This window comes from Desulfosarcina variabilis str. Montpellier (assembly GCF_048565275.1).
GTDB classification, from domain to species: domain Bacteria; phylum Desulfobacterota; class Desulfobacteria; order Desulfobacterales; family Desulfosarcinaceae; genus Desulfosarcina; species Desulfosarcina variabilis.
In genome coordinates, this window is the sequence record NZ_CP159846.1 from 2,367,871 (window position 1) to 2,384,417 (window position 16,547).

The following is a 16,547-nucleotide window of genomic DNA, read 5'->3' on the forward strand; positions in this document are numbered from 1 at the left end:
AATTGTTTTTCTAACGTTCTTCCTTGTCGTCATTATTTATGACAGACAAAACAGGCATCCCGATTGGTTTGAACGCTGGACATGTGAATGAGTCCCGCCTCTTTGTGGCATTGCGCACAGTCATCCATTTTCATGCGGTCCCAGCTGTTTTTCTTGATACCGGCAATATTTTTTCCCCAGATATCCCGGCTGTAACCGGTGATGCGGTTGTATTCATAGGGACGGGCGCTTTCCGATTCACCAATGTGGCCATGGCAGGTCACGCAGTCCATTTCGGCACCCTTTATGTGAGCCGCATGGGAAAAGAAAACACAATCCGGTTGGCGGGAGTACGAGAGCCAGGGGACTTCTCTTTCTTTCCAAACGTATTGCTCGACAAAAACAGCCTCCGCTTCACTCTCGCCCATGGTTTCTTCATGACATTCCGTGCATTGGGCTAACTTGGGGATGCCGGAAAAACTGCCGTCATCCCTGAAAAAATGACAGCTCTCACATCCATCCGACACCTCTTCAACATGCAAGGCATGGTTAAAATTAAAAGGTTGCTCCTTCTGGGAGTAGAGCAGCTTGGGGAAAACGACCCACCCCACCACCATGCTCGCTGCGAAACCAATGATGAAGAACAGGATGATAGTCCCGCTGGCGCCGGAGTCGTTTCCGTTTTTCTTGTGTGCCGCGTCATCATCCATCACCTCTGTGGCCTTCTCGTCTAAGGTACTCATGGAATCTCCATCAACCGCTGTGTAATGATTTATATTATTTGACCATTACCAATTTTACTTAACATCCCTGCGCCGGTTTCCGCATCGACCGATATCCCGCGATTCAATCCTAAACACGCCGGATTCGTTACCGATGCTTGCCTTTGATCGATTATAGATCTTTTTCAAACGGGAACCGATCCCGCATATGGGTGAAAAAACACGGGAGGTAGAACTTGCGACTTACTATCGGCAGTCGGTGATTTTGTCAAGAAAAAATCCTTGAAAACAGGCCGTTGAACAAGGGTGCGGATGCGTCGATGACCATCGTCCATGTGTTGATTCAGTCCCTTAGCGATACCTTTTTATAAATCATTTGCAAACTATGCCCGTGCCTATCAGCTTTTAATTATATGGGATGCCTGGCCGGCGTCAACCTTCGTGCATCACTCTTGACATATGATGATGCAATGTTATTTTCTCCCTGATTCTGCAGGCTGACGATTCGGACTAACGGTTTTTATTTTTGGATGAGCATGTTCACCGTTTTTTCGTTTCATGCGAGTACTCGGCCTGCAACGCCCATCAATTCACACTTTCGGTAACCATTTCGCTGGGCTGCTCTGATACATTGGACATGGAGCGGCATCGGCCATGAAATGGTGTTGTTGTTTTTCAAGTGACTATCGAAAGGCCAAGGAGACCGCGAATTTATGATTGAAGTCAAGCATCTGACCAAACAGTTCGGTAATCATCTGGCGGTGGACAACATCTCTTTTACTGCCCGGAAAGGTGAAATATTGGGGTTTCTGGGACCCAATGGCGCAGGCAAATCCACCACCATGCGGATGATCACCGGTTTTTTTCCCCCGACCAGCGGGACGGTGATCATTGGCGGTGATGATATTTCGACCCGATCCATTGCCGCTCGTCGAAAAATGGGCTACCTGCCTGAGAACGCACCCGTCTATCCGGATATGACCGTGGTCCGCTACCTGGATTTCTGTGCTGAAATCAGAGGGCTTTCCGGGGCTGCCAAGCGAAATCGGGTGGCGCAGACCATTGAGCGGTGCTTTCTGTCCACCGTTCGCCACCAGGCGGTCAACACCCTGTCCAAGGGATACAAGCAGCGGGTCTGTTTTGCCCAAAGCATTCTGCATGATCCAGACTATTTGATTCTGGACGAACCCACCGACGGGCTTGACCCCAACCAGAAACATGAGGTGCGGTTGATGATCCGCGAAATGAGCGTCACCAAAGCCATTATTTTTTCCACCCATATTCTCGATGAGGTGGACACGGTCTGCAACCGGGCCATGATCATTGCCGATGGAAAGGTGGTTGCCGATGACACCCCCAAGGGGTTGCGCAGGCGCTCCACCTTTTATGGGGCGGTGCTTTTAACGGTGCATGGAACGTCGCACGCGGATCTGACTGACAGCCTCGGACGTCTGGATGGCGTGGCGTCGGTATCAGAAGTGGAAACGAAAAATGATCGGTTGACCTTACGGATTTTCCCCAAAGATGCCGACCTGCCCATTGCCGACAGGGTGATCGCATCGGTGGGCGAAAAGGGCATTGGCATCGCCTCGGTGTTTGTCGAACAAGGCCGGCTTGACGATGTATTCCGTACCATCACCACCAATCAATGATTTTCACCATAGATAAAATCAATCAATGGAGTGGTTCATGCCATACACCAATCTTTTAAGAAACAGTCGCATCATCATGAAGCGCGAACTGGCCGGATATTTCGGCAGCCCGGTCGCCTATGTCTTTATTGTGATCTTTCTGCTGTTGACCGGCTTTTTTACATTTTACATCAGCAACTTTTTTGAAGCCGGGCAGGCGGATCTAAAGGGCTTTTTTCAATGGCACCCATGGCTGTTCATGTTTCTGGTGCCTGCGGTGGCCATGCGGTTATGGGCCGAGGAACGCCGGTTGGGAACGATCGAGTTGCTCCTGACCCTACCTGTCACGGTGACTGAAGTGATCCTGGGCAAATTCCTGGCCGCGTGGTGTTTCATCGGTATTGCCCTGGTATTGACGTTCCCCTTGGTCCTGACCGTCATGTACCTGGGCAATCCGGATGTCGGTGTTATCCTTTGCGGCTATGTCGGATCTTTTCTCATGGCCGGCACATTTTTGAGCGTCGGCAGCATGACCTCGGCACTCACCCGCAGCCAGGTGGTGAGTTTTATTCTGGCTGTGGTGGCCTGTCTGTTTCTTATACTTGCCGGATTTGCTCCGGTAACATCTGTTCTTTCCGGTTGGGCACCTGTATGGTTGGTGGATTTTGTTTCCGCCACCAGCGTGCTTTCCCACTTTGCTTCTATTTCACGAGGGGTTTTGGATTTGCGGGATTTGCTTTACTACCTGTCGGTGATGACCCTGATGATTTTCATCAACGGTGTGATTTTGCAAAACCGGGAATCGGCATAAGGAGGCCTAAAGTCCATGAGCGATGGAAAAAAACGCATTGGCAAAACCATGTTCTCGGCCGGCAGTGCCGTGCTGGTCTTCGTCATCCTGGTGGTGGTGAATATTCTTTTCGCACGTACGACACTGCGCCTGGATGCCACCGAAGATAATCTCTATTCACTTTCAGACGGCACCCGGACGATTTTGTCGGAGCTGGACCAAGATGTTGTCATCAAGGTTTTCTACAGCAAGCATGTAACTACCATGCCTTCAAATATCAAAACCTTTGCCCAACGGGTGATCGATTTTCTCTCTGAGTATGAGCATTTCGGCAAGGGCCGGATTTCGGTTGAACAATACGATCCCCAGCCCGACTCCGAAGAGGAGGACTGGGCCGTCAAGTACGGGATGAAAGGCATTGATATGCCCACCGGCGAGACGGTCTATCTGGGACTGGTTGCGCTGGCAGCCGACCAGGAGGCGGCCATTCCATTTATCGATCCAACCCAGGAGATGCGCCTGGAATATGATCTGACGCGCATCATTGCCCGGGTACAGACAGCGGAGCGCATGAAGATTGCCGTTTACAGCGGCCTGCCCGTGTTCGGCCGGCCGGCCATGGGCATGGGCGGTCCCCAGGGCGGCCAGGAACCGTGGTTCTTCATCCAGGAGTTGAAGAAAAACTATGAGTTGATTCAGGTCCAGCCCGATGCCGATCGTATCGATCCGGCGGCCAAGCTGCTGGTGCTGTTCCATCCTAAAAACATGTCGGATACGCTGGCTTTCGCCGTGGATCAGTATGTACTGGCCGGCGGCAATGCGATTGTTTTTGCCGACCCCATGTCACTGATGGATGATCCGCGCATGGGGCCGGGCGGCTCGATTCCCGAAAAACTGCTCAAGGCCTGGGGCGTTTCCATGCCCGACGGCAAAGCCGTTGCTGACTTTAGCTTTGCCACACGGCTGAGAAATCGCAATAATCAGGTGGAGAACAATCCCTTGTGGTTATCGGCCAAGGCGGAGGCCTTCAACACCGACAACATTATCACCGCTGATCTGGAGTCCATGCTGATGCCGGTTGCCGGCGCCATTGAAATCTTGCCGGATTCGAGCACCACCGTCGAGACCCTGGTGCACAGCAGCCCCAATAACCAGATGGTGGATGCCTTCTCCCACAACATGGATGTCTCGACACTACGCCGGGATTTCAAACCGTCGCAAACCGTCCGGAATCTGGCGGTGCGTATTTCGGGAACATTTACAACCGCATTTCCCGATGGGAAGCCAAAGACCGGCGCCAAGGAGGGTCAAGCCGAGACGGAAAGTAAGGCGCCCGAAGAAACGCTAAAGGAGGGCAATGGCAAAGCAGTCGTTATTGTCGTTGGCGACAGTGATCTGCTTTATGATGGTTACTACCTGAGCCGGCAAAACTTTTTGGGGTTCAATATTTCCAACATCTTTAACGACAACCTGAACTTTTTGCTGAATACCAGTGAAATGCTCACCGGTAATCCGGCCTTGATCAGCATTCGCACCCGGGGCACATTCGAGCGACCCTTTACACGGGTGAAGGAGCTTGAGCGTATGGCCCAGGACCGCTGGCTTGACCAGGAACAGGCACTGGTTCGCAAAGTGGAGGAGACCAACGAGAAGCTGCGTATGCTCGAGCAGCAAAAAGACGCCTCCCAACGCGCCATCCTCAGCGAAGAGCAGGAAAAGGAAATCGCCCGATTCCAGGAAGAAAAGCTGAAGATCAACAAAGAACTTAAAATCGTTCGGCGTAATTTGCGGGCAGATATCGAACAGTTGGGATCAACGATTAAATTTATCAATATTTTCCTTGTGCCCATTTTAATTGGCATTGGAGGAATTATTTTCGCATTTAGTCGAAGGAGAAAGGCTTAACCAATGAAGGGCAAGACATTTTTGATACTATTGGTGGCAGCGGGTGTACTGGTGGCCTTGGCGTTTCTTCGTTTCAGTGATGATCGGCACACCGGTGACACCAATATGGGAAAAAAACTCTTCTCCGATTTGCCGGTGAATCAGGTAGCCAGCATCACGATTGCCGACACGACGAGCAGCGTCACCTTGATCAAAGGTGATAAAACCTGGCAGGTAAAGGAGCGTAGCGACTACCCGGCGGATTTCGGGGAGCTCAGGGATACCGTGGTCAAGCTTTCCCGCTTGAAGATCGGGCGCAGTTTTACCGGTACCGATGAGAGCCTTACCCGACTTTCCTTGTTGGCACCGTCAGCCGCAGAAGAAAAGGGCAGGGGAACGCAGATGATACTCAAGGATTCGTCGGGTGCAGTGCTGGCCGATGTAATCTTGGGGCAGACGCGCCAGAGCGACGGTGGCGGAAGCGGGGGACAATACCTGAAGAAGAGCGACGATGATACCGTTTATCTGGTGGATGGGAGTTTCCGTTTCCTGAAAACTGCACCTGCCGACTGGCTGCAAGACGAAATCCTCAACATCAAGGCTGATGCCATCGCATCCGTCACCTGTTATGCCGATGACGCAGCCGAGCCGGTATACTCGCTCAGCCGGCCGGAAAAAGGTCAAAAACCGCAGATGACGCCAATCCCGCCAGATAGAAACGTGGATTCAACCAAGATCGATCAGGTGTTTGATGCAATGGCACCATTGACCCTGGACGATGTTGTGTCTGCGGATGAACATCCGCAGACCGGTGATACCGGTTCCCGTCGACTGGTTTATCAGCTTTACGATGGGCGTCAGATCACGCTCTTGCCCGAATCTGACGATAAGGATCACTATTGGTTGCGCGTCACTGCTGAAACGGTTGCCGTTGAGACCACTGATACGGATGCACCGGCAACTTCTGAAACTTCCGAGAATGCAGACTCGGACAAGGCGCCCGAGGCAGACGCGGTAGAAGATAAAGCGGCTGAAGATAAAAAGGAAGCGGATGCGCCAGTGGTCAAAACCGCTGAGCAAATCGACGCTGATGTGCGCCCGTGGGTGTTCTCGGTCAAGAAATGGCAGTTTGACAGCTTTATCACCCAGCCGGATGGATTGCTGGAAGCTGTTGAAAAAGAGGGGGAGCAAGCCTCTAAATAGTTTTAAGTGTTAAGTTGCAAGTGTTAAGTGAAGGTATTCTATCGATTCCGATATAAAATTAGATTCGATCCACAACAGATAAAAAACAATACGGCCGGGAAATAAACAACCCGTCCGTATTTTTTTTCCGATTACAAAAACGACAACCGCTTCGCTGACAACGACAACGATTTTACTTTTACGGTGTTCCTTTTTTGGGGGAATTGGTTGCCTCCACTGTTGCAATACTGGCGCTTACTTTATCGTTTTTGGGTTCAATGATAAGGACCGCACGCTCGCCCGACAGGTAGGTGGCGGCAAGCTCAGAGATTTCCTGCCGGGTAATGGCGCCATAATCGCTCACCATGCTTTTCGCCCACGCATACTGCTCGGCGGCGCGCCCGGATCCGGTCATCACACTGTTCAGCCAGTAACCGTTGGTTTGCCGGTATTCTTTGATGGAGGTAAGGATCGGGTCAAGGGCGCGTAAACGCTCATCATCGTTCACACCATGTTGGGCCAGATCCTTGGCAATGGCCTCGACTTCGGCGAGCACGGTGTTGATCTGATCCGGGGCGACGTTGACATGGGCCTGAAGGGTCCCATAGCCCTCATATGCGCGGCTGCCCTGGTTGAACGCATACGGTGAATAGGATGCGCCCAATTTCTCACGGATCCGTACCCGAAGCCTTTCGGAAAAAATATCGGCAAGCACCGACAGACGCCTTGTGCGACGGATATCCCAAAAGTCTGCCGTTGGCCAGGCGACAACCACCATCGCATTGGCGATCTTCGTGTTGACGTCAATATGGTGAGTGGTTCCAACGGGCAGATGCGGCAGGTCGATTCGGGAAGCATCTGATTGACCCTTGCGATCGGGCAGGGCGCCCAGGTAGCGCCGTGCCAGTTCAATCACCTGGTCTGGGTCAAAGTCTCCCACGATGGACAGTTCCAATGGTGCGGATGCCAGAAAGGGGGCGACCCAATTGCGGATATCATTCAAATCGATCGCCTGTAGGTCTTGGGCGTTAGGTATTCCAAAGCGCGTGTCGCCAGCGGCCAGAAAGCGCAGGCCTTCAATGCGCATCATGCCTTCGATGGATCGAGACATTGTCTGGTAATTCTGACGCAATCGCTCACGGGTCAGTTGCATGGCATCATCGCGAAAACCTGGGTCCATCAGATGGGCGTAAAAGAGTTGAAACAGCAATTCCATTTCACTGGAAACGCTTTTGGCGAAGTAATTGAAATAACTGTCCATGACACTGAAATCCAGCGACGTACTCGTTCCGGCCAGCGCACGTTCAAGCTGATTGGTGTTCATTGCTCCCAGCCCGCTTTCGTTGATGGTTGTCTCGGCCAGTAGAGAAAGGCCGGGACGATTTGCCGGTTCCTGGGATTGGCCTGGACCAAAAATCAGGTTGGCCAGCACCTCGTTGGTCTTAAAATCAGTGGGTTTGAGATTAAGACGAATTCCGTTTGCAAAACGAACACAGGTGATCCCCAAATCTTCCATGACTTCTCGGGAGACGATCTCTCCTTTATCGTCGGGGATCGGCAGATATGGGAAGGTGGCCATGGTTTCGAGCTTGGATGGATGGACCGGGGTCGCGGCTGCAAGCAGGAACGTATTACGGATTTGAGCCGTGGGCGACTGGCTTGCGTTCTTTTTCAGATTGACGTCACCGGTGACCACTACCAGGCGGTGATCATCCGGCCAGTTATCCAAAAAGGCCTGGTGAAGATCATCCACGCTGACCGACTCGATCATCGGTACCAGTTGGGTCTTCTCCTGAAGCGGAGATTGGATCACCCGACCTTTGGCCAACTGGCGGATTATGCCTCTGGCCAATTGGGTACTGTTGCGGGTCGGTGCTTCTTTGACCGAATTGTCCAGCATGTTGAGCAGTTCTTTTTTAACTCGCTGCAGCTCTAGTTCAGTGAATCCAAAGCGTCTGGCCCGCCGCAGTTCCATTTCCAATATCGTTGCCGTGCGCTGCCAGTTCTGTGCGCTGGCGTCCGCCGTGATTTCGGCGTAGCGGATCTGGTTGAGATACACACCACTGCCCACAGCAGCATCGGTGTAGGGCGTGTCCGGCTTTTTTTGCAGGGTATCCAGGCGATTTTGGACGATTCTGTCGGCCATTTCAGCGATGACTTCCTGGCGCCTTTGCGATAAATCATCCGGGCGTTGCTGGTATGGGCGAACGGTTTCGATACTGACCGTTGTTCCGCCCGTCTCCGGTTCATGGTGGTAGAAGACCTTGAGCCCCTGATGGTCGATCGTGCCCAGATCGGGCGGGGTGGCTTTGGGGGCGCGTGGCGTGAAGGCTTTGAAACCGTCCTCAACAAGGGCCTGGGCCACGGGAAGTTCAAAATCACCGACCATGACCAGTACCATATTATCCGGCCGGTACCAGGTGTCATAAAAGTCCTTCAGAAGGGGCCGGTCGGCATTTCTTACAATGTCTGCCTTGCCGATGGGAAGTCGCCTGGACACCAAAAAGTTCGGGAATTCAAATTGCAAGCTGGCTGTTAAGGTGCGGTACGCCGCAGAATCACGGGCGCGCATTTCGGCGAGAATCACACCACTTTCGCGTTTAATCTCTTCTTCAAGCAACAAGGCGCCCATGGCATAATCCTGCATGACCAAAAGTCCTTTTTGAAGACTTTCTTTATCGCCGGTCGGCAGGACGATGTCGTATACGGTTTCGTCAAATCCTGTATGGGCATTGGCATCATTGCCGAATTGCATGCCGATGCTTTGAAAGTAACGGACCAGTTCGCCCGGCGGAAAATGGGTGGAGCCGTTGAATAGCATATGCTCCAAAAAATGCGCCAGTCCCTGCTGGGCATCGGTTTCATTCAGACTGCCGGCGCGAACATAAAGATGGATGCTGACCCGGTCTTGGGGATGTTGATTTTCCATCAACAGGTAGCCAAATCCGTTTTCGAGTCGGCCACAGACGATGGCCGGATCAGGCGTCAATTCACTGCCTTCCGACATGACCGTCAGGCACGAAGACGATGGCTTTGCAGGTTGATCAGAAGCGGCAACCGGTGCGGGCGAGGCAGGGCCCGAAACAGGCACGGGCTCCGTGACGCTGCTGCAACCGCCCACCAGAAGCATGGCAATCAAAAATATCGCCCATGGTTTGCAAATGACCGTTTTTTTCTTCCAGCGGAGATGAAACATAAACATGGTTGTCCTTTTTTAGTTGAATATGGCTGGCCCGCTTTTTGGGCAATGGTTATGTCGTACTATTAGTAAATAGTAATGCGGGAATGGTAAAAAGGCAATACAGGCAGGGCCGTCATAAAAAGAGAAAAGCCCTCCGCTCGATGGGTATCGATTTGAGTCGGAAGGCTTTAAAAGGAGCAGGTTCCCTTGTTTGTGTCAACAAAAGCAGTAGGCGTTTATTTTTTCTTTTTTACGTAGACACCACGGGAAAGGGTTTCAATTTTACCTTTTTTGGTCAACTTGTACAGTGCATTGCTGACCTGACGGGCTTCCAAACCGGTTCGCTTTTTCAGCCGTTCGACGGTGATCCCATTGCGACTTCTACTGATCATGGTGTAAATATTGTCCAACATGGTTGGCTGGGATCCGGACGGGGTCGTTTTTGCTGCTGCCGGTGCTTTTTTGGGTGCAGCTTTTTTCTTGGGTGCCGCTTTGGCCCCTTTTGCCTTTGCGGCTGCCTTTTTGGCGGGTTTGGCCTTTGCCGCCGGTGCTGCTCCACTTTCCGACTCAATGGCTTCCACCATTTTCTCCACCTTTGCTACCAGTGAAGACAAAGAAGTGGAAATTGCTAAAAGTTCCTTTTGAACATCTTTCATCAGCTCGAGCCTCCTTATTATATAGCGGTTTTGGCTAAGAATTAAGCTATTTATTTTGAGCCCTATTATATTTAACTTCCGATGTCAATATTTGTTTTGAGAAAATAGATGCCGAATGGTCAGATAGGGTAGAAAAGATGTCTGACCCATTGCTTCCCACATACGGTCAAACTCACATCTTTTCAGCAACCATGGTGTAGATGCAAGAGGAATTGAATCATTGCGGTAGCAATAGGTTAGGTGTCGTTTGGGGGTACGCTATGGCGTTACTGCTCTCTGATGAAGGCCCACCAAATATAGAAGAAGAAAAAGAGCCAGGCTGCGATGGCTGTGGCATAAGCTTTCCAATCTGTTTTGCGCGAAGCCATACCGTGCTTGTTGATTTTGCCGACAGGGAGTTTGCACGATGGACAGATGCTTGCATCAATGGACATATACTCCATGCATTCGGGACATTTTTTAGAAACATGGCCACTTCCATTGGCTAATTTCGTGGACGTACCAGATGATTTCATGTGACCCTCTTCTTCTTCCTATTCAACACGCATTGCTAATCCAGATAGGTTTTTTCGATGGTGATCTGGCTGTCGGCTTTACGTGAATCCATCCAATTTTGCATCACGGTTCTTTGTTTTTGTTGAAGAAGCAAATTTTGGATGTCGTCTTTTTCGGACACGTAACCATCGTCCGCCGGCGCTTTTCTTTCAAGCAGGTGAAGCAAGTAGTATCCAGCGTTTCCTTTGACGGGGGTATCGGTGCTTGCGGCTGGTGACAGGGTAAAGGCGGCCTGGCTGAAGGCGGGGTCGGATCCGATTTCAGGTATGGCGGCGTCGCGTTTAAAAAGGCCTGTTTCTTTGACTGCTACGTTGTGGGTGCGTGCAATGTCATCGAACGGTTGATTGGATTTCAGGTCGGCTGCCATGGCTTCAGCGTCTTGATTGGCTTTGTCGGCCTGCAATTTCTCGGTCAGGTCTTTGGTAACGTTTGTCTTCACGTCTTCCAGGGGCGGAATCGTTGCCGCTATGGCTTGTGTCTGTTGGATAATATAGTAGCGACCGTCGATATCCTGAATGTCGCTGATTTCATCAACATTGAGATTAAACGCCGCAGTGGCAAATTGGCCCCTGCTGCGTTTCAGGGCGTCCGGCCCCCGCCGGCTGAAGGGGCCTGCTTCCAATACAGGCCGATCAAATATTTCGGCATTTTTAACCAGATCATCCTTTTCAAAGGTTGTCTCGTAAAATTGTTCAGCCTTGTCGTAGGCCAGGTTTTTGCTTTTTCTGTCCTTGATGGTAGACGTGATGGTCTCCTTGCTTTCTTCAAGTGTTTTTGTGCTGGCATCTTCAACGGATTCGACCTTGATGACATGCCAGCCGAACTGTGTCTTTACGGGATCACTGATTTGGCCGGCAGTCATGGAAAATGCCTTATCGGCAAACGGCTTGACCATTTGCGACTGGGTGAACTTGCCCAGGTAGCCGCCTTTGTCTTTGGTGGGACCTTGGGAGTATTCTTTGGCCAGTTCTGCGAAATCCTGGCCTGCTTTTGCCATCTGGGCGATTTCTTCGGCTTTGGTCTTTGCCGCTTGATCATCCGCCTCACTGGCCTGGGGATCCAGCTTGATTAAAATATGGCGGGCCTCCACGCGCTTTTGGGTCTCAAACTCATCCGTGTGTGAATCGTAGTAATCTTTGATTTCATCTTCGTCTACTGTTACCTGGCTGGAAAAGTCCGCTGGATCAAAGACCACATAACGCACCTTGATCATCGGGTCGGTTTTGTATGTGTCCTTGTTTTTCTCAAAATAGTCGCTGATTTCTTCTGGTGATGGCTTGATATCATCATAGCGGTCCGGATTAAACAGCACATAGGCAATGTTTACCGATGTGTTTTGCCAATCATACCATTGCCGCATCTCCGCTTCCGATACTTTTGCGGCGCCAAGGATGAGCCGGGTGAGCTTCTGGGTCAACAACCCACTTTTCTGCTCCGCCTCGAACTCTTCCGGGGTCAGGTGAACTTGCGATAAGACACGCAGGTAGCGGCGGTTGTCGAATGTCCCGTTGCTCTGAAAAACCGGGATTTCCATGATTTGTTGGGCAATTTCCGTATCGCTGACAGTGAGTCCTAATTTCTTTGCCTCTTGAAGGAGAATGGCACGGTTGATTAATTGATCGACGGCCTGTTTTTTCACCTGCAGCATTTCCAGCATGCCGTCATTGAGATTGGAGCCGAATCGTTGGCGATATTGATCAATCAGGTTATTGTAAGTGCGTCTGAAATCGGTGGCATTGATAATTTCTCCATTGACCGTGGCAACTTTGGATGCCTGGCGCGAACGAAAACTGCCGACACCCCAAAATATAAATACAATTACGATGGCGAAAAGAATTACCTTGATCATCCAACTGCCGGCATGTTTCCGCATTACGTTGAGCATTCAAGACCTCTTATTGGGTTGTATCAAATGGATTCAGGATGTTGAAAGGACTCCAAAATTGACATTTGATATTGGTTTTACCTTTTTCCGTAGGATAGCGCAACTGATGAAACACAGGTTGCTTGGGATGTGTTTAACGCTCAGGCGCCCTTCCAACGGTTGGTTTTTACAACTATGCTGTATTTGTAAAACTACTCAAATTAAATAGTGCCTTCACTTTTGTCAATAGTTTAGCGCCGTTCATCCCTTATCGAACGATGCGGCGATATCAAAAGTGAAAATTAGCAAAAAATTGCGTTGACAGGGAAAAATGATTTTGTTAGGTTGCGTTTTCGTTTTTGGGGCTGTAGCTCAGCTGGGAGAGCGCATGACTGGCAGTCATGAGGTCAGGGGTTCGATCCCCCTCAGCTCCACCACATAACAAGAAAGGGTTGCGTTGATCAACGCAGCCCTTTTTGATTTGATGACGGTTCATTTCAGCGCATGGGTCAGGATGTTGGCGGCATCGTTGTAAATGCTTTGATCGTTGCTCGCTCTGGGGCCGGCGACATTGAGGATTTCAATCCGGTTCATTTCAATCCAGGAATTGATCAACGATCCTGCGTCCGATGCTTTCTGTCCTGTGGACAAATCGATGTGCAGTAATTGTTTGCCGTGTTTGAGGGCCATTTTTCGCGTGTAGTCGGTTCCCCCTGTTGGACGGCCGCGGGATATGATCAAGGTGCCGTCAGAATCTTTTACATTTTTTTCCGTTCGGGCAGCATAATCCTCCGAAGGCAGTTCCTGCATCTGATATACGTTTGATAGTGGGCCCGCTTCAGTCTGCCGGCCCTTGGGCACCCATCCGCCATGAGCGATGCCAAGGCGAATAGCCGTGTCCAGCGCAGCCTGATCCACGCCGGTCTGTCCACCGGATATTATTTTTTTCAGCATGATGATTCATCCTTTGTCTGAATTGACGTTACGGGTCAGAACGGTTTCAATTTCTTCAATCGTTGCCGGTTTGCGGATGGACCCATCAAATCCGGCTCGCTCCATTTGCTCGGCGCTATAAAGATGCGTATGGCCTGAAAATGCAAATACCGGCACCCGCGGACAAACCCCTTTGATTTGTTCACAAAGGTCGGTGCCTTCAATATCCGGCATGATCAGATCAATGAAAACCGCACTGAATGTTTCGGTTGTAATCATTTTAAGGGCTTCTTCCGGATTGTCGGTCATTTTGGCCTCATATCCGATGCGTCGCAGAATTTCCCGCATCATGTTGAGTTGGTCGGTTTCATTGTCGACAACCAAAATCTTTCCTTTGATGGGCATGTTCAGGTCCTCTTTAAGTTTACCACGGTCGCCCCCCACCCGCCGGCATCGCTCGGCGCATCCCCCATCGACGCAACCCGAGGATCTTTTTCAAGCAGGGCGCGTACCCTTGCACGCAAAACGCCCGTGCCTTTCCCATGAATAATTCTAAGGTCGTAGATGGCAGATTCAAGACAGGCTTCGATGTAATCGCCAATCAGGGTGTCAAGCACAGTGGGGGCGAAGGTGTGAAGATCAAGGACGCCATCGATCGGCACGATAACCGGATCCATCTGCTTAATCCTTTTGAAAGAATGTCAACGCTGGCCTTCACCAATAGCTGATTGATCAAAGCATAACTCAATCCTTGTATCAGGGCAAGTTGCAAAGCCCCGTGCTGTAGGGTGACCGCATTTGGAACCGAATTCTTCAAAAATAGGGTCGCAGGCATGGCCAGCTCCTACAAAAAACCGCACATAGCTATGCAGTTGGCGATTGTAAGAGCGGGCCATGCCCGCGAAAAACATCAAAGCGATCCAAATGCGGTTCCGCTGTTTGTCTTTCCCATCGAGGTTGTCTTATGCTAAAAGAGGCTTGGCTGATCGAAAAAAATGAAATGGATGAAAATGGTGGAAGAATGAAAAAGCTACTGGTCAAAGGCGCATTTGGCAGTTCCCAGATTCTCGTGGGCGAGTCGATCGACAACCTACCCCAATACATTGATCCGACGCAGACCATTATTGTTACCGACAACACCGTGGCGGGGCATTATCGCCAGCAGCTGCCTGACTGCCCAATCATCTCAATTGGCCAGGGTGAGAAGATAAAAACCCTGGAGACGGTGGCAGCGATTTTACAGCAGCTGGTAGATCTAGAGGCGGACCGGTCCACCTTTTTATTGGGTGTAGGGGGGGGGATTGTTTGTGACATCACTGGATTCGTGGCCTCCACATTCATGCGCGGAATACGCTTTGGTTTTGTTTCCACAACCTTGTTATCCCAGGTGGATGCCAGCGTGGGGGGGAAAAACGGCGTTAATTTCGGCGGCTATAAAAACATGGTCGGTGTTTTCAATCAGCCTGAATTCGTGATCTGCGACCTGGCCCTTTTGAATACCTTGCCCGTTCGAGAAGTCCTGTGCGGATTTGCCGAAATCATCAAGCACGGGGCGATCGCCGATGCCCGCATGTTAAGCATTATAGAAACCCGGCGGGATGCGGCCTTGGCCCTGGATGCGGCGATCATCGCGGACCTGGTTTACCGGTCGGTCGAGATCAAGGCCGGCGTGGTTACCCGGGATGAACGGGAGCATGGTGAACGGCGCAAACTCAACTATGGGCATACGTTTGGCCACGCCTTGGAAAAGCTGACCGGCATCCCCCACGGTGAAGCCGTGGGTATCGGTATGGTGCTGGCCGCCAGTCTGTCGGCCCAGAAGGGCTTGCTCGACTTTGCAGACGCCCAGCGGCTTGAGAAGATCATTCAAAGCTATGGCCTGCCTGTGCAGCCGCCGGTGGATGCGTCCTCGATGCTGGCCGCCTTGCGCAAGGACAAAAAGCGGGAAGGCCACCGGATCCATTTTGTCTTTTTATCGTCTTTGGGTGATGCCAGTGTTGAAGAAATCGATCTGGACGATCTGTATGACCTGGTCAAGGCAGCCGGCATCGGGTAATGCGGGCCATGCGATTCCTGTTTATTGAACCGTTCTACGGGGGCTCCCATCGGGATTTTGCCGAAGGGCTGACGGCCCATTCGACCCACGACATCCATGTGGTTCATCTTCCCGCCCGATTCTGGAAATGGCGTATGCGGGGGGCTGCGCTGCATTTTATCCGCAGCATCGACAATCTTAAGGCCTATGATGGGATGATCACGACCGGTTTGATGAGTCTGGCTGATTTTACCGCGCTCTACCCCGGCCGTCGTCCCCCGGCCCTGGTTTATCTGCACGAGAACCAGTTGACCTATCCCCTGGCGCCGGGTGAGCAGATGGACTTGCAGTTCGGCTTTACCGATATCACCACCGCGCTTTGCGCGGATCGGGTGCTGTTCAATTCGCGTTTTCACTTCGACCATTTTTTCAAAACGCTACCTGGATTTATCGCGCAGATGCCGGAATTCAAACCCGGCTGGGTCGTTGACGCCATCCGAAACAAGGCCGGGATACTGCACCCGGGCTGCCGTTTTACTGACGATTGGATTGAGCCCGCACCACTGCCGGCAGGGCCGCCGATTATCATTTGGAACCATCGCTGGGAGTTTGACAAACAGCCGGACACGTTTTTCGGCGCACTGGATCAAGTCGCGCGCATGGGCATTGACTTCCGCCTGGCCTTGATGGGCGAAAATTACCAGGCTGCGCCACGCGCCTTCGCGTATGCCAAACGCCGCTTTACCGACAAGATTGTCCAATACGGTTATGTCCGTTCCAAGGACGCGTATGTGAACTGGCTCAAAAAAGGATACCTCGCCGTCAGCACTGCCATTCAGGAGAACTTTGGTATTGCCATGGTCGAAGCCATGCGGTTCGGCTGCCTGCCCCTGCTACCCCATCGGCTGGCTTATCCGGAAGTCCTCCCAAAGGAGTTTCATGCCGATTTTTTATACCAGGATGATGCGGACTTGGTACAAAAGCTGGCGACCCTGCTACGCGATCCCCAGCAGTTTGTCTGCCATCGGCCTGTCCTGGCCGGTATGATGGCCAGGCACGCCTGGTCAGACGTGGCCGTTTGTTATGACCGGGAATTGGCGTTGTTGGCAAAGGCAAGATAATCATTCTCTGAAAT

At 51.4% G+C, this 16,547-nt stretch carries 14 protein-coding genes and 1 tRNA gene; 7 read left to right on the forward strand and 8 right to left on the reverse strand.

Translation table 11 applies throughout. The annotated features are described in order from the left end of the window. Positions 1–32 precede the first annotated feature (32 nt). Positions 33–722: a menaquinone reductase multiheme cytochrome c subunit QrcA gene (qrcA, locus tag Dvar_RS10710; protein WP_419661681.1), complete on the reverse strand. Its 690-nt coding sequence runs from the start codon at positions 720–722 to the stop codon at positions 33–35. A 692-nt stretch (positions 723–1,414) separates the two neighbouring features. On the opposite strand from qrcA, the gene Dvar_RS10715 reads away from it, so the two are divergent. From Dvar_RS10715 to Dvar_RS10730, 4 genes are read left to right on the forward strand one after another with little or no spacing between them, the layout of a single operon-like run. Beyond that, complete coding sequence (locus tag Dvar_RS10715; RefSeq protein ID WP_419661682.1) at positions 1,415–2,353, forward strand: ABC transporter ATP-binding protein; 939 nt, start codon at positions 1,415–1,417, stop codon at positions 2,351–2,353. 37 nt (positions 2,354–2,390) lie between these two features. Next, positions 2,391–3,143, forward strand: a complete 753-nt coding sequence (locus Dvar_RS10720) for an ABC transporter permease (RefSeq protein ID WP_419661683.1) — start codon at positions 2,391–2,393, stop codon at positions 3,141–3,143. A 15-nt stretch (positions 3,144–3,158) separates the two neighbouring features. Beyond that, positions 3,159–5,027 carry a Gldg family protein gene (locus Dvar_RS10725; protein ID WP_419661684.1) on the forward strand — a complete coding sequence of 623 codons (1,869 nt, stop codon included), beginning with the start codon at positions 3,159–3,161 and terminating at the stop codon, positions 5,025–5,027. A 3-nt stretch (positions 5,028–5,030) separates the two neighbouring features. Then, a complete protein-coding gene (locus Dvar_RS10730) occupies positions 5,031–6,209 on the forward strand; it encodes a DUF4340 domain-containing protein (protein ID WP_419661685.1) in 1,179 nt (392 codons plus the stop codon). A 178-nt stretch (positions 6,210–6,387) separates the two neighbouring features. Here the strand turns inward: Dvar_RS10730 and Dvar_RS10735 are convergent, their stop codons facing one another. The 4 genes from Dvar_RS10735 to Dvar_RS10750 form a co-directional block, all read right to left on the reverse strand. After that, a complete protein-coding gene (locus Dvar_RS10735; protein ID WP_419661686.1) occupies positions 6,388–9,390 on the reverse strand; it encodes a M16 family metallopeptidase in 3,003 nt (1,000 codons plus the stop codon). 215 nt (positions 9,391–9,605) lie between these two features. Beyond that, entirely contained in the window at positions 9,606–10,025 is a 420-nt protein-coding gene (locus tag Dvar_RS10740; protein WP_419661687.1) for a type IV toxin-antitoxin system AbiEi family antitoxin domain-containing protein, read from the reverse strand. A 266-nt stretch (positions 10,026–10,291) separates the two neighbouring features. Next, entirely contained in the window at positions 10,292–10,540 is a 249-nt protein-coding gene (locus Dvar_RS10745) for a hypothetical protein (RefSeq protein WP_419661688.1), read from the reverse strand. A 35-nt stretch (positions 10,541–10,575) separates the two neighbouring features. Further along, positions 10,576–12,465, reverse strand: a complete 1,890-nt coding sequence (locus Dvar_RS10750) for a SurA N-terminal domain-containing protein (RefSeq protein WP_419661689.1) — start codon at positions 12,463–12,465, stop codon at positions 10,576–10,578. Positions 12,466–12,805: 340 nt separating this feature from the next. Here Dvar_RS10750 and Dvar_RS10755 point away from each other — a divergent pair. Then, a tRNA-Ala gene (locus tag Dvar_RS10755) sits at positions 12,806–12,881 on the forward strand. Between the two features lie 55 nt (positions 12,882–12,936). Here the strand turns inward: Dvar_RS10755 and Dvar_RS10760 are convergent. Genes Dvar_RS10760 through Dvar_RS10770 form a run of 3 tightly spaced genes read right to left on the reverse strand, consistent with a single transcriptional unit; the run spans position 12,937 to position 14,054 of the window. Further along, positions 12,937–13,398 (reverse strand): putative molybdenum carrier protein, encoded by a 462-nt coding sequence (locus Dvar_RS10760; RefSeq protein ID WP_419661691.1) that lies wholly within the window; start codon positions 13,396–13,398, stop codon positions 12,937–12,939. Positions 13,399–13,404: 6 nt separating this feature from the next. Beyond that, positions 13,405–13,782: a response regulator gene (locus Dvar_RS10765; RefSeq protein WP_419661692.1), complete on the reverse strand. Its 378-nt coding sequence runs from the start codon at positions 13,780–13,782 to the stop codon at positions 13,405–13,407. 2 nt (positions 13,783–13,784) lie between these two features. Then, entirely contained in the window at positions 13,785–14,054 is a 270-nt protein-coding gene (locus tag Dvar_RS10770) for a Smr/MutS family protein (RefSeq protein ID WP_419661693.1), read from the reverse strand. Positions 14,055–14,341: 287 nt separating this feature from the next. Here Dvar_RS10770 and aroB point away from each other — a divergent pair, with 287 nt between their 5' ends. Together aroB and Dvar_RS10780 are read left to right on the forward strand one after the other, a co-directional pair. Further along, on the forward strand, positions 14,342–15,433 hold the full coding sequence (gene aroB, locus Dvar_RS10775) for a 3-dehydroquinate synthase (protein ID WP_419661694.1): 1,092 nt from the start codon (positions 14,342–14,344) through the stop codon (positions 15,431–15,433). Between the two features lie 8 nt (positions 15,434–15,441). After that, entirely contained in the window at positions 15,442–16,533 is a 1,092-nt protein-coding gene (locus Dvar_RS10780; RefSeq protein ID WP_419661695.1) for a tRNA-queuosine alpha-mannosyltransferase domain-containing protein, read from the forward strand. The last annotated feature ends 14 nt before the right edge of the window (positions 16,534–16,547 follow it).

Excerpts from the sequence above, each read along its gene's own strand:
- qrcA (WP_419661681.1), bottom strand. The coding sequence starts at position 722 with ATGAGTACCTTAGACGAGAAGGCCACAGAGGTGATGGATGATGACGCG.
- Dvar_RS10715 (WP_419661682.1), top strand. The coding sequence starts at position 1,415 with ATGATTGAAGTCAAGCATCTGACCAAACAGTTCGGTAATCATCTGGCG.
- Dvar_RS10720 (WP_419661683.1), top strand. The coding sequence starts at position 2,391 with ATGCCATACACCAATCTTTTAAGAAACAGTCGCATCATCATGAAGCGC.
- Dvar_RS10725 (WP_419661684.1), top strand. The coding sequence starts at position 3,159 with ATGAGCGATGGAAAAAAACGCATTGGCAAAACCATGTTCTCGGCCGGC.
- Dvar_RS10730 (WP_419661685.1), top strand. The coding sequence starts at position 5,031 with ATGAAGGGCAAGACATTTTTGATACTATTGGTGGCAGCGGGTGTACTG.
- Dvar_RS10735 (WP_419661686.1), bottom strand. The coding sequence starts at position 9,390 with ATGTTTATGTTTCATCTCCGCTGGAAGAAAAAAACGGTCATTTGCAAA.
- Dvar_RS10740 (WP_419661687.1), bottom strand. The coding sequence starts at position 10,025 with ATGAAAGATGTTCAAAAGGAACTTTTAGCAATTTCCACTTCTTTGTCT.
- Dvar_RS10745 (WP_419661688.1), bottom strand. The coding sequence starts at position 10,540 with ATGAAATCATCTGGTACGTCCACGAAATTAGCCAATGGAAGTGGCCAT.
- Dvar_RS10750 (WP_419661689.1), bottom strand. The coding sequence starts at position 12,465 with ATGCTCAACGTAATGCGGAAACATGCCGGCAGTTGGATGATCAAGGTA.
- Dvar_RS10760 (WP_419661691.1), bottom strand. The coding sequence starts at position 13,398 with ATGCTGAAAAAAATAATATCCGGTGGACAGACCGGCGTGGATCAGGCT.
- Dvar_RS10765 (WP_419661692.1), bottom strand. The coding sequence starts at position 13,782 with ATGCCCATCAAAGGAAAGATTTTGGTTGTCGACAATGAAACCGACCAA.
- Dvar_RS10770 (WP_419661693.1), bottom strand. The coding sequence starts at position 14,054 with ATGGATCCGGTTATCGTGCCGATCGATGGCGTCCTTGATCTTCACACC.
- aroB (WP_419661694.1), top strand. The coding sequence starts at position 14,342 with ATGCTAAAAGAGGCTTGGCTGATCGAAAAAAATGAAATGGATGAAAAT.
- Dvar_RS10780 (WP_419661695.1), top strand. The coding sequence starts at position 15,442 with ATGCGATTCCTGTTTATTGAACCGTTCTACGGGGGCTCCCATCGGGAT.